The following is a 12,368-nucleotide window of genomic DNA, read 5'->3' on the forward strand; positions in this document are numbered from 1 at the left end:
AAAAAAAGGAAGGATGACAGAAGATGACGCACCAATCCGCCGACGAAATCGTCCACCGCTTCACCCTCGCGGCTGCGGACCTGCTCCGGCATCCGCTTGATCCCGGGTTTGTGGACGATGTGGCTTCCGCGGTCTTCCTGGCCGGGCCGCCGCTCGACGGGACCGCGGCCGATGACGTGAGCCAGGCTGCGGAGACGGCAGGCTTGGATCTGATCCACCTGGCCTTCGAACCCGGCAGGGAGCGGTTCGGACCGACGGGTGTGGGCGTCTTCGGTATGCGCCGGGGGGCAATGTTCCGCTGGACCGACTGCGTGCTGTGGGCGCCCAGAAACGGCGGACCGCTGCTCATCGTGCCGCTGGGGCTCAACGCCTGCTTCGCACATGACGGCAAGGCGATGCTGTCGTTCCCGTCAGGGCCGAAGGTAGCGCTCGGTGCCGGAATCAAGCGCGCCCGTGGGCGCCTGCGCCGCTCCGCTTGGTCGATGACGGCAGACCAGCTCCGCGGCCGTGCAGCCGAAAGACCGTCTTTGCGTGCGCCGGGCCTCTCGATACAGTCGGAAGTCATGCCGCTCGCCCGGCATGGCTGACTTCGGTGTCGATGCGCGGGATGCTGCGCATTTGCGCAAGGGGCCTGCGCAAATGTGCGGTTTGTCGCGCATCTGCGTGTCGGGAATTGCCGGAAAATGCGGACGCCGCCCCGACACCGGCGGGCCATGTCGCTCTGGTGATTATGAGAGGAAAAGCTCCGTCAACAGAGCGGCCTTCTACCGGTCCGACTGCCCGATTGCTGCACGGCGGTGGCGAACAGCATCGCCCAGAGGAAGCCGCGATCGGTACGTCCATCGTCACCGATCCTGATCGTCGCGCTTCGCTGGCTGCGGATGATCGTCATCTCCTGCTCCCGGCAGTCGGCGAGCCGCAGCGCCTCGATCACCGCGCCGAACTGCGTGTCGGGGACGCGCAGCACACCGCGCGGCCGATCATAGCCCTTCACGAAAACCGAACACAGCAGGCGGCGCTTCGCAGGCGCGAGGGCGAGCACGCCGCGGTACAGGCGACCTAGTCGCTCGGCCTCCGCCTCGCCAAGCCGGTGGGCGCGGCGCTGCCTGCCCTCGCCGGGCGCATCGACGAAGCGTCGGCGGGTCACGCCGCCCCGCCCCCGCGTCCGTTCCTCGATCAGCGCCAGCAACGCCGCTGCGATCCGTCGGCCATACGGCGAGCGCAACTGGGGATGATCCAGCACGGTGTGCCGCTCCGCGTCGTCCGCGACGCCAAGCAACGCTGCCAGCATCTGCCATTCCGGTGGGTGCCCGGCGATCGGGCCTTGCCGGCGCGTCGGTTCATGCCCACCCGCGCCTGGCGGACCGGGGCGGTCGAGAAGACGCCCCAGGATGACGGCGCCCTTGCGGTGGTCATCGGTTCGGGGGCGACCCCGGCGACGGACATGGTTCACGGGCATGTCGGCGGCCGCAGCGCGCCGGTTCGCGCGTTCGACGGCGGGCACGCGCATTCCCAGCAGGCGCGCGGCCAGGGACGCAGGCAGTGCGGGTTGCGATTCCGGGCGCGAGACATGGAGGCCGGCGAGCCAATCATGCAGATGCATGTAGGAGCGCAGCGTGGCCTGATCCCCCGAATGGCCCAGCAATGCCCCGACCGCATGCACCGCGCCCCGGGTGCCCGCTCCCTCCCCCATCAGCACCGGCGCAATCCCCCGCCGCCGCGCCTGCGACACGAGCGTCGGGTCGATCGGCGGCGCCAGATCCTTGTCCGCCAGGTCGCCCGGCAACGCGAGTGTGGCGAGCAGATAGGAGCCGCACGCGTGGCGCAGCTGGTGAAAATTCCCGACGCTGCCGGCGGTAACCTCGGTCAAGGCATGGGCGATGTCCCGCCGCAACGCCCCCTGCAGCGGCAGCCCCCAGCAGGGAAACAGCCGCGAGGTATCGGCTGTGTTCGGTCCGGTCCGCGCCATCGCGACGATCCGGCGGTCGTGCCACCAGTCGAGCAGTTCCTGCCGCTCGGACGCACTCAGCAGCGCGTGCAATGGCACGACACGTCGACCGGCCGGCGTCTTGAGCCATCGATCGACATTCTGACGTATCGACAACTCTACATGTCGACCTGTTACGAGCAGATCGTGCGTGCGCAGGCCGATCGCCTCCTGCCAGCGCAGGCCGGCGCGAAATCCCAGGATGACGAGCAGCCGTGCCATCGCGCCATTGGCGGTGTCACGATCGAAGCGATCGAGCAGGGCCGCATATTCGGCGCCGGTGACGATCGTGTTCCGCACACCGCCCGCGCGGCGTTCGCTACCATGCCATTCGACCGACAGCGAGCCGGTCCTGCGCTGTTGCCAATCGGTATAACAGGCCAGATGAGCATGGTCCTTCTGCCAGAGGCGGACTTCGCTCAGATGGTGGTTCAGCCGCCCGGCGAAGCCCGCTGCGTCCAGCGTCAGGGGATCGCTCTGGCCAAAGGCGCCGCGGAGCAGATGCAGCAGCCGCTGCGCCCGTCCCCGGATCGTGCTCGGCGCCAGGCCGCGCTGTCGTTGGCGGCGGTCGCGACGCGGATCGATCCGGTCCGCGGCCCAGAGCAGCACGCCACGCTCGACCGGAGACAGGCTGTTGCGTTGAGCCGCCTGCGCAAGCGTCCGCGCAGCCTCGACGAAGCTCCGCCCGCCGCTGTGACGCCCGTCGGGGAGTGCGGCGATCAGGATGGCCATGACCGGGTCGTTGCCTGCTGTCTTTCGCGGCGCTGGCTGCCATGGCGTGCGATGCGCCGGGACGATGCGCACCATGCCGCTCAGCATGGCGCGCCAGCGCTCGTCGGGCAGGCTGACGCAACGTCCGTCGACCCCGATCTCCTCGACGAGGAACCCGGGCATCCGCATCCGCCATTTGAGCACGGCCGCACGGTAGAGCCCGTCGAGCAGCTGGTCCGCCGGTCCGGGATCCAGACCGCGCCATCCCAGGAACGCGCCGACAGCCTCTGCCGGGCTGAGCGTCGGCGGCGGCATACGGACACGGGCGTCCTGCCAATGCCGCAGCAGGCAGTGCGTCAGCGGATCGGCGACCCACCGCCTGGCATCACGGCCCGCCGTCACCGGCAGATCGATCCAGACACGTCCATGATGGTGCAGCCGGGGGATGGTGCGAACCGCGACCGTCTCGTTTCCGGCCGTGACGGTGATCGTGCCTGTCTGTTGCGGGCGAAAGTCGATGCCGACGAACATCCCGCGCGAGGCGATCAGCCATTCGCCCCAGCGACGCCTGTCGAGCAAGGCGCCGAACAGGATCGCACTCGTGAGCAGCGCCCCCTCCCGCTCCGCGACAGCGACGTTTTCCGCGCGCGCCAGCACCGCATCGAGACGCGTGATCGCGACCCGTTCGATGAGGTCGGCCCGGCGCTGATAGAGCAGCTGTTCCAGTGCAAAGGGGCTGGAGGGGCGAGAGAAGCGGCTGTCGGGATCGGCGAGGTCCGGCATCATTCCAGGCCGGGCATCGGTACGAAGCCGGCGTCGGCCAGCAGCGGTGGCAGGATGATCGCCAGCTCCGCCCGATAGGTGAGCGGGTCCAGGCCGGCCTTTGCACCCCAGGGTTCGGTTCCCAGATGCCAGTGCCCGAGGAACGCGTGCAGTGTCTCGCTACCGAGCCGTCCGACCAGGGCCGATCGCAGGAAATGGCGTCCGGCATTGAGAGGATAGGGCCAGTCGGGGCCGGCGAGCGCAGCCCGTATCGCATGGCGGGTGAGGGGTATGGCCTGCCCCTGCGCGTTCAGCAGGAAGGGAGACCGTGTCGCCGCGCCCGCAAGGTCCGGTCGCCGCTCCATCAGCATCGTCAGATGGCGGCGATAGAGCGACAGTTGCCGGCGGTATGCATCGCTTGCCCAGACGAGGCGGGTCTTGAAATTGTCCATCGTCGGTTTGTCATCGACGATGAGGAAGCCGGTCGCCGGATCGATCCGATCAGGATCGAGAATGAAGGGTTCGATCGGGCGTCCGCCTGTTGCGAACAGCCCGAACAGCGCGGTGTAGAGGGTGATCGCATTATGCGTATCGCTAATCGCGCTCCGCCGGCCGCGGCGGTCCCGGCACAAGGGGCGCGTCAGCCGCGCGACGATGGCTCGGACGTCGTTCAGGGTGGGCGCGTTGCGGCTGCCGAGCGGGAGCGGACCTTCGACCCCTGCGATGTCCTCGACGGTGTCGAAACCTTCGAGCGCGCGCGCGAGGCGGATCGGCACGTCTGCGCCATCGATCATCGTATATTGGACGACGGTTGCGGCGGTGATCGGAACATGTCCGGTGACGAGCGCGGCGAGTGCGATGTCGCCGTCCTGCATGGTCGCCAGGCGGTGAAACAGCCATTTGGTGACCATCGCTGCGGAGGCACGGACACCGGCTGCACGAAGCGCGTCGCGCACCGCGCACGCGGCCATGTCGGCATTCCCGACGATATGCGCGCCGATGCGGTCCTCGATCCCGGCCTGTTCGAGCAGGCGGCGCGTCCGGGTCGAGACGGGAAACGGCAGGAAGGCGGGACGCGGAACTGTCTGGACCGGTCTGGACCGCTGACGAAGCTGTGGCGAGCGGGGTTGGCCTGGTGCCAGCCACCAGGTCCATTGCGTCCCCAGGTGCAGCAGCGGCGCGGTTGGCGGAGTGTCGATGGCTGTCACGACCCGCGCGGTCGCCAGCGTCGTTGCGGATCGTCCGGTCGTCATCACCGCCGACACTAGGGCCGCACCCTGCGGGCTTCCCGCCCCCACCCCCGCCCCAGCCCCCTCCAGCCAGAGGCGTATGCGCTCGACCTCTCCCGGCGTCAGGCAGGTGCCGCCATAGGGCAGCACCTGGTTGGACCGGGCATAGGCCCGCCCCCAGCCCTGACGTTGCCGTGCATGCAGCCGCGCGGCCTCCTTCTCAAGATAGGCGGCGGGATCGATGGGCTCGGCGTGCAGGGGCGGCATGGCATGTCCGGGGCATCAGGAAGAATCCTGCAATGCCGGCGCAGCCGTGAAGGTTTCGCTAAAATGCGGACATGCCGCGACCGGGACGGGAAGGCGTGCTCTGACGATTATGAGGGGAAAAGGGCCGTCGCCGGAGCGGCCTTCACGGGGGGAGCGGACGCCGGTCACGACGCCCCTGCGACATAGGCCCGGTAGAGCGCCACGATCTCCGACTTGGACAGGCTCGGGTTGCCGGCCACGTTTCCCACGACGCTTGCGAAGTCGAGCGCGGCCATGACGGCTTCGACATTGCCCCGGATGAAATAATGGGACGACGGGCTTGCCGTGACATCGTGATGTACCCGTCCTGCCCGGGCGCCGACCCGCTGGATCGCGAAGTCGGCGCGGTCAGGCGTGGTGAATTCGAAATCCGGGTGCCGGGTTTCCAGCAGCCACGGCGCCCGCTGTGTACCGCGGCGTTCCCAGATCTGGAAAACGGCGGGCACGTTATAGGGTCGGGACCGGAACAGGAAGGCGTCGTCGGGCACCACTTCCTCGCGCAGCAGATGAAAGGCGGGATCGAGCCGGTTGATGATCGAGGCCTTGCGGAACGTCCGCGGCAGGATCAGCGCGATCACGTTCGATTGGCGGGCGGCATGGTTGAAGAAGCGGACCGCCAGGCTGGCATTCTTGCCGAAGGGCGGATTGCCGATGATGGCGGTGTCCCGGTCGCTGACGATCTGGACCGTCAGGAAGTCGGCGGTCCGGATGCCGGGGTATTTTGGATCGACGTCGAACCCCAGGCTGCCCTGCGGCAACAGCGCGAGGAACGCGCCGGTACCGGCGCTGGGCTCCACCATCAGGAAGCGGGCCGGGTCGAAATGATCCCGGAAGACCGCGTAGAAATGCGCGGCGACGTCCGACCGGGTGTAATATTGGTCGAGTGCGACATCCGACGCGCTGGTGTCGTCCAGCGCCGCCTGATCGGCAGCATCCACAACGACGATGGGCGGGGCCGGCAGTTCGAGTTCGAGCTGGAGAGCGGCGCGGGTGAGGTGCTGTGTCATGCACGGGTTGTAGGCAGGCCCCTTTCCATGCATGCAACAGCGTCACATTTTCCTTTACGGTGGTGCTATGTCGGGTCGGATGCGTCTGCCGGAGGGCTTCGTCGAGCTTCGTGCCGACCTGGGGAACATCCTGCGGGACCGGCGCAAGAGCGAGAACATCCCGCTCAAGAATCTGGCCGCGGACGTCGGCATCACGCGCGAAAGCCTGTCGCGGATCGAACGCGGACGCCGGTGCCCGGGTTACGACACCCTCTACCGGATCATGGGGCAGCTTGGCCTGGAATGGCATCAGATCGCGATCCGGGGACGCGCCGAGCGCCCGGCGCGCCATTTCCCCCGCAACGAGCGCGAGGAAAATCTCGAAGATCTGGGGGCAATGCTCCGCAAGGGCCGGAAGGCGGCAGGGCTGAGCCTGCGTGCGCTCGCTGCCGAATGCGCGCTGTCCTATTCCCGGCTGTCCAGGATCGAGCGTGGCCAGAGCCGCTACAGCGATGTGCTGGAGGAAGATCCAGACGACGCCATGCTCGATCCCGATCGTCGCCGCCTGCGGTTCAGCCACCCGCGACTTGCCGGGCTCGCCGAGAGGGGGCGGTTACGACCCTGATGTGTCGACATGTTTGCGTGTAGGTTAATCGACACATGACAGCGCGGGACGGATGCGTAGCGGATGACGAATCGCAAGGGAGCGGAAAAGCGCCTGGTCGGTCTTCGTCCCGGCCCCGTCCTCCGAGGTCCACGCCTTGACACAAGCCGTCGCCGCGCTCGGCCTCTCGTCCGACGTTCGTCGAAGCTGAAACGCTAGATTCACCCACCCCCCTGCCCCGGTTCGCCGCGACAGATCGCGCAAGGGGCCGTGAAGCGAGCGGGTCCGTCAGCGGGTGACCGGCTCTGACGCCACCGCCGATCCTTCTTCCCGCCCATTTTTCGGGTGCGAAGCCGCCGGGCTGTTCCGGCTCTACCTGTCGACATGGAGACACTATGACACCGACCTATACCGTCGCGCCGCTGACCGGCGCGGCGTCGTCCCCGCGTGCCCCGACGGGTGTCGTCGATCCGACACCGTCGCTGACGATCACCCCGATCATCCATCCCCGGGACGGCGTCCCCGACCCGCGCAGCCGTACCTTCTGGTCCGCAGTCGCCAACGTCCTCTACATCCGCCGCCAGCAGGGTACCGACCTGTTCGGATCGACGCCTGACCTTTCGGAGAAGCTGGCACAGGGCAACGACCTGATCGCCTGCGGTCGCCGGGGCCCGACCGGCTGCGACACCGACACGCTGGCCGGCCTGGCGCTCTGGGACGCGGCGGACCGTGCGGCGCAGGGCGACCGTCCGAGCGCGCCGGTCGCCCATCACATCATCGGATGGCTGCCGACAAATGCACGTCGCGAGCTCTGGCAGGACCTGACGCTCGATTTCCTCGATCGGGGAATCGTGGCGAACGGCATGGTCGCCGAGTGGGCGATCCATTCCCTGGCGGACGACGATGGCCGCTGGATCAAGCGGCCGCACCTCCATGTGATCGTCAACCACCGCTTCTGGCGGGCGGGGACAAGACTGGGGCAGCCGAACATCGCGTGGCTGGGAACCCCGCGACATCGGCAGCGGCTGATCGAGGACTGGGAAACGGTAATGGGTGCCTTGCCTCTCTAGCCGGCGGCACCGTGGCGAGGCAGAGGTTGCGTTCTGCCTCGCTCGACCCGCATCACTCCACCGTGACCGATTTCGCCAGATTGCGCGGCTGATCGACGTCGGTCCCCTTGACGACTGCGACATGGTACGCCAGCAACTGGATCGGCACCGCATAGACGATCGGCGCGATGAGCGGATGGACGCGCGGCATCTCGATCGTCGCGATCGTGTCCTCGCCGGCCTGGGCGATGCCTTCGGCGTCGGAGATCAGGACGACCTTGGCAGCTCGAGATCGACCTGGCGACCTTCCGCCTGCAGATCGGCTATCAGAACCCGCTCGCCAATTTCCGCTCGACGCTGAAGGGCATCGCCGCGGCGGACGCGATCCCCGACTATCACATCGCGCTGGTCGAGGGGCCGGCGCCCGAGCCCGAACAGGGCAAGCGCGGGCGCAAGGCGGGGACGGTCACCGTCGTCATCACGCCGAAGCCGCGCCTGCTGGGGGCGGACGAGGTCCGGGGCGAATCGGGTGCCGAATCACCGGCGGCGTGAACCTCGATCAACCGCGGCCCGCCGGCGAATTCATACCCCAAAGCACGGAGTCGAGCGTGAATTGCTACTCAAAAGCACGAAGTTTTTCTTACAATATACTTAAAAGCACGAACTTCTGTGCCTTCCGTTGTTGGAAATTCCCTGCGAGATTGGCCGCTTCACGGGCGTCCTGCCCGGACAATGCAATTTGGAGCGGCTGTGACCCCATAAAGAAACGCCCGGCACGAAGGCCGGGCATCCCGAAAGGTTGATGGAGCGACGTCGCCAAACGTCGACCGAGGTCTTACCCAAGACCCTCCAGATACCCCGGAACCCTTGCCGGTTCAAGGATGCGCGTAAGCTCGCGCCACCGATTTCTGCGTGCCCGGTCCCAGCCCCATGAGGGGACGGAAGATGACGGTGTTTACCCTGGGCGAAGCGAGCCTGCGGGCGCTTTCGGGCGTGCGGATCGCCCGGCCGGATGCCGGCCTGCGCCCGGTGCGCCGCGGCGCGCTCCACCGCACCGGCGCGCCCGTGCGCCGCGACAGCATCGAGGCGGGGACGTTCGAGGCGATGTTCTTCGCGGTGCCGGCGAAGGGCGAGTGCGACCATCTGCTGCGCGTTGCTCGTCAGGCGCTGGATGCCGGCCGCCGGTTCGCCCGGATCGAGCGCAGCGGCGAACGCGCGCTGACCGCGGCCGAGGCGCTGCTGACCCGCCTGACCGCGAGCGCCGTGCGCGTCTATGAGGAGGTCTGCACGCTCGCCCGGCTCAATCGCGGGCGCGTCTGTCCCAGCTACGACCGTCTGGCCGAGGTGACGGGCCTCGGCCGCGCGACGATCGCGCGCGCGCTGGCCGCACTGGAGGCGGTCGGCTTCCTCGTCCGCCAGCGCCGCTTCACCCGCGTCGCGGGGGCAGGGGCGGGGCCGCGCTATGCCCAGACCTCCAACGCCTATCGCCCGATGCTGCCGCGCGCGATCCTGGGGCTGTTGCCGCGCTGGATGCGCCCGGCGCCGGTGCCGTGCGATGCGGCGCAGCGGATCGATGCGCAGGCCGCCGAGCTTGCCGCGATGAAGGCGAGCCTTACGCGGCGCGAGCTGGCGCAGGTGACGGTGGGCGGCGCACTGGGCCGCGTCCTCGCCAAGCTCGGCGCCGCGCTCGATGCAAAGGAGCGCGAGTCTCATTCCGATCCTCAACCGCTCCTCATGTCTATTGAACAGGGCCAGGCAGATGTCGGCCTAGACGGCCGACAGCGTCCCGCCTGACGGCGCGACCGTGGAAACGACAGATCCCTCCATCACCCTCATGCCCGCGAACCGTCCGGGACGGCCCGGCTGCGCCGGTCCAAATGCTCTCCGATGAGAGCAAGCGGCTTGGGCATCCCGCCGACGCTTGACCGTCGACATGTTGCACGTTCGACGTGTCGACAGGACTAGCTGTCGAGGCCTGATCGCCATAGAAGCGGGTGGAATCTTTGCCCGGGCGCCTGCTCGACAGATCGCCATGTAGACATGTAGGACAAGACCTGATGCCGACGATCGCGATCATCAGCCAGAAGGGCGGGGCGGGGAAGACGACGCTTGCGCTGCACCTTGCCGCCGCCGCGCAGGCCGCCGGCCGCGTCGCGCTGATCATCGACACTGATCCGCAGGCGACCGCCAGCCAATGGGCCGCGTGGCGTCAGGATGCGCCGCCCGAAGTGATCGACTCCCCGCCGCCGCGCCTCGCCGCCAAGGTGGCGCAGGCAAGCGGGCAGGGTGCCGATGTGATCGTCATCGACACGCCCCCCCATGCCGACAGCGCCGCGCGCGCTGCGGTCGAGGTCGCCGACCTGGTGCTGATCCCGTGCCGGCCGAGCGCCTTCGACCTGGCCGCGATCCAGACGACGGCCAAGCTCGTCCAGCTGCTGCGCAAGCCCGCCTATGTCGTCTTCACCGCCGGCAGCCCCAACGCCCCGCGCGTCTATGCCGAGGCGGGCGAGCTGGTCGAGAGCTACGGCACGCCGCCCTGCCCGATCATCCTGCCCGACCGCGCCGCCTATCGCCACGCGAGCGCGGAGGGGAAAAGCGTGCTGGAGACCGAACCGTCGGGCAAGGCGGCCGAGGAAATCCGACAGATCTACGATTGGACATGTCGACAGGTCGGCATGTCGGCACCCAAGCGCAAAGGAAAGGCGACCGCATGAGCCGCAAACCCAGCTTCGCCAACCTGCGCGGCACCACGCCGGCCGCGCCGGCCCCCGCACCGACGGGTTCGAACCCCGCCCAGGCCGGGGCAGGGGAGGCCACCGACAAGACCCCCCCGAGCCGCCAGGGCCGCAAACAGATCGCCGGCTTCTTCTCGCCCGAAATGTCCTTCGCCATGCACATGCTCGCCCGCCGCCAGGGAAGAAGCCTGCAGGCGCTGATGACCGAGGCGTTCAACGACGTGCTGCGGAAACATGGCGAGAGCCCGGTGGGGGATTGATCTTTATCATCGAACTGTACCAATCCGGTTTTGTCGAAGGTCTAACTCCGAAGAGGAAGGGCTATGACGAGCAGGACGACCGACACGTCTGCGTCTGAGAAATGCGCCTGTGCGGTTCGCCCCGGACGGGCTCGAAAACCGAAGAGCAATACGATGCTGCGCAGACATCACCGGCGTTGCGGGACGACCATCAAACTGCCGTCGAGACGTCTGAAGCGATAGCGTCTCAAGGAATGGCGAGAGAGGACTGGGCGAGCCACGGTCGCAACGGCCATCTCCCTGACCATGTTCGCGCTGGTAGGTTGCCAGCAAGACCCGCAGAAGCAGGCATGAGGTCAAGCCAGTATCGGGACCGATGGCGACGCCTTTGGCCGCCTATGAATGCTTGAACCGGGTCGACCTCGCCTTCGAGGAAATGGGCGGAATTGAGCGGACCGTGTCGATTCTCGACTGGCTGAAAGCCTTCCTTCTGGTACTGCCAAGCCGGCCTCAACAAGCATGTTTCTATTACCTCCACCGGGAAAACCGTCTAACGGCGCAGCATGATTAAGCAGCGCATTCTCATCGTTTTCGGCACGCGGCCTGAAGCCATTAAGCTTTTCCCGGTGGTTCAAACCCTTGCGGACATGCCAGAAATGGAGGTTCGCACCTGTGTGACGGCACAGCATCGGGGCCTACTTGACCAGGTGCTGGATATAGCAGGGATCGTGCCGGATCACGATTTGGATATCATGGAACCGAACCAAGGGCTCGACCGCCTGACCGCCCGATTACTGACGGGAGTCGGGTCGATCCTGGATGGCGAGCAGTATGACCGCGTGATCGTTCAGGGAGATACGGCCACCGCGATGACAGGCGCGCTCGCGGCTTACTATCGAAAGATTCCGGTTGCGCATGTCGAGGCGGGGCTACGGTCGGGGGACATCTACCACCCTTGGCCTGAAGAGGTGAATCGTCGCATGATCGCTCCGATCGCGGATCTGCACTTCGCACCAACCGAGATAGCGGCGAACGCTTTGCGGAATGAGGGTATCAGTCGAGGTGTGCACGTCACTGGCAATACCGTGATCGATGCGCTTCACGCCACCATGGCGCGCATTGCGGAACAACCCGATCTAGCGAGCGCGCTGGATCCCGTTCGGGCGCGCATCGGTGACCGCCGGGTAGTTTTGGTGACGACGCACAGGCGAGAAAATTTCGGGGACGGGATGAACCAGATCGCAACGGCGATCGGCCGGATAGCGGAGCGTGAGGATGTCGTCGTCGTCTTTCCGATGCACCCAAACCCCGGTGTGGTATCCGTCATGGATCGGATGCTCGGCGACCGAGGCAATGTCCTGCGGATTGATCCGCTCGATTATCCCAGCTTTATTGGCGCGTTGTCGCTCGCCCATATCGTACTCACGGATTCCGGTGGAGTGCAGGAGGAAGCGCCCGCGCTAGGCAAACCTGTGCTTGTGATGAGGGAAACGACCGAGCGTCCCGAGGGTGTGATCGCGGGAACGGCCAGGTTGGTCGGTGCCCAGACCGAGCAGATCGTGGCTGGTGTCAACGAGCTTCTGGACCGGCCGGAAGCCTATCTGACCATGTCTCGTGCACATAATCCGTTCGGAGATGGAAAATCAGCAGCACGGATCGCAGATATTATCGCAGATGCTGCGGTTACATCGCACTAGACCGGTAAATAGCGATTCGTAGGCCGCTCCTATAATTTATGCTGGCTGCGATACGGGATATTT

Annotated in this window: 11 protein-coding genes and 1 pseudogene; 8 read left to right on the forward strand and 4 right to left on the reverse strand. The window is 66.8% G+C overall.

Annotated features, from left to right (window positions below):
- The first annotated feature begins 23 nt into the window (after positions 1-23).
- Positions 24-587 carry a hypothetical protein gene (locus ACFSC3_RS16900; RefSeq protein WP_380941515.1) on the forward strand — a complete coding sequence of 188 codons (564 nt, stop codon included), beginning with the start codon at positions 24-26 and terminating at the stop codon, positions 585-587.
- Positions 588-748: 161 nt separating this feature from the next.
- Here ACFSC3_RS16900 and ACFSC3_RS16905 read toward each other — a convergent pair whose 3' ends face one another.
- The 3 genes from ACFSC3_RS16905 to ACFSC3_RS16915 all read right to left on the reverse strand — a co-directional run bounded on the left by ACFSC3_RS16905 (position 749) and on the right by ACFSC3_RS16915 (position 6,002).
- A complete protein-coding gene (locus tag ACFSC3_RS16905; protein ID WP_380941516.1) occupies positions 749-3,484 on the reverse strand; it encodes a site-specific integrase in 2,736 nt (911 codons plus the stop codon).
- Entirely contained in the window at positions 3,481-4,956 is a 1,476-nt protein-coding gene (locus ACFSC3_RS16910; protein ID WP_380941517.1) for a hypothetical protein, read from the reverse strand. The genes ACFSC3_RS16905 and ACFSC3_RS16910 overlap by 4 nt, the downstream gene beginning before the upstream one ends.
- Positions 4,957-5,120: 164 nt before the next feature.
- The gene (locus ACFSC3_RS16915; RefSeq protein WP_380941518.1) at positions 5,121-6,002 is read right to left on the reverse strand and encodes an SAM-dependent methyltransferase; all 882 of its coding nucleotides are present in this window, start codon (positions 6,000-6,002) and stop codon (positions 5,121-5,123) included.
- A gap of 79 nt (positions 6,003-6,081) precedes the next feature.
- On the opposite strand from ACFSC3_RS16915, the gene ACFSC3_RS16920 reads away from it, so the two are divergent.
- Together ACFSC3_RS16920 and ACFSC3_RS16925 are read left to right on the forward strand one after the other, a co-directional pair.
- Positions 6,082-6,606 (forward strand): helix-turn-helix domain-containing protein, encoded by a 525-nt coding sequence (locus tag ACFSC3_RS16920; RefSeq protein WP_380941519.1) that lies wholly within the window; start codon positions 6,082-6,084, stop codon positions 6,604-6,606.
- A 374-nt stretch (positions 6,607-6,980) separates the two neighbouring features.
- Entirely contained in the window at positions 6,981-7,655 is a 675-nt protein-coding gene (locus ACFSC3_RS16925) for a MobA/MobL family protein (protein WP_380941520.1), read from the forward strand.
- Positions 7,656-7,707: 52 nt separating this feature from the next.
- On the opposite strand, the pseudogene ACFSC3_RS16930 reads toward ACFSC3_RS16925, so the two are convergent.
- Positions 7,708-7,929: pseudogene (locus ACFSC3_RS16930) on the reverse strand (glutamine--fructose-6-phosphate transaminase (isomerizing)); the annotation flags it as partial.
- 650 nt (positions 7,930-8,579) lie between these two features.
- Between ACFSC3_RS16930 and ACFSC3_RS16935 the strand changes: the two are divergent.
- The 5 genes from ACFSC3_RS16935 to wecB all read left to right on the forward strand — a co-directional run bounded on the left by ACFSC3_RS16935 (position 8,580) and on the right by wecB (position 12,305).
- On the forward strand, positions 8,580-9,428 hold the full coding sequence (locus tag ACFSC3_RS16935; RefSeq protein ID WP_380941521.1) for a helix-turn-helix domain-containing protein: 849 nt from the start codon (positions 8,580-8,582) through the stop codon (positions 9,426-9,428).
- A gap of 263 nt (positions 9,429-9,691) precedes the next feature.
- Positions 9,692-10,348: a ParA family partition ATPase gene (gene parA, locus ACFSC3_RS16940; protein ID WP_380941522.1), complete on the forward strand. Its 657-nt coding sequence runs from the start codon at positions 9,692-9,694 to the stop codon at positions 10,346-10,348.
- Positions 10,345-10,629 carry a ribbon-helix-helix domain-containing protein gene (locus ACFSC3_RS16945; protein ID WP_380941523.1) on the forward strand — a complete coding sequence of 95 codons (285 nt, stop codon included), beginning with the start codon at positions 10,345-10,347 and terminating at the stop codon, positions 10,627-10,629. The genes parA and ACFSC3_RS16945 overlap by 4 nt, the downstream gene beginning before the upstream one ends.
- A 355-nt stretch (positions 10,630-10,984) precedes the next feature.
- Complete coding sequence (locus tag ACFSC3_RS16950; RefSeq protein WP_380941524.1) at positions 10,985-11,179, forward strand: hypothetical protein; 195 nt, start codon at positions 10,985-10,987, stop codon at positions 11,177-11,179.
- Positions 11,172-12,305, forward strand: coding sequence for a non-hydrolyzing UDP-N-acetylglucosamine 2-epimerase (gene wecB / locus ACFSC3_RS16955; protein ID WP_380941525.1), 1,134 nt, complete (start codon positions 11,172-11,174; stop codon positions 12,303-12,305). Before ACFSC3_RS16950 ends, wecB begins: the two co-directional genes overlap by 8 nt.
- Positions 12,306-12,368: the final 63 nt, after the last annotated feature.

The organism is Sphingomonas floccifaciens (genome assembly GCF_042681125.1).
Taxonomy (GTDB): Bacteria; Pseudomonadota; Alphaproteobacteria; order Sphingomonadales; family Sphingomonadaceae; genus Sphingomonas; species Sphingomonas floccifaciens.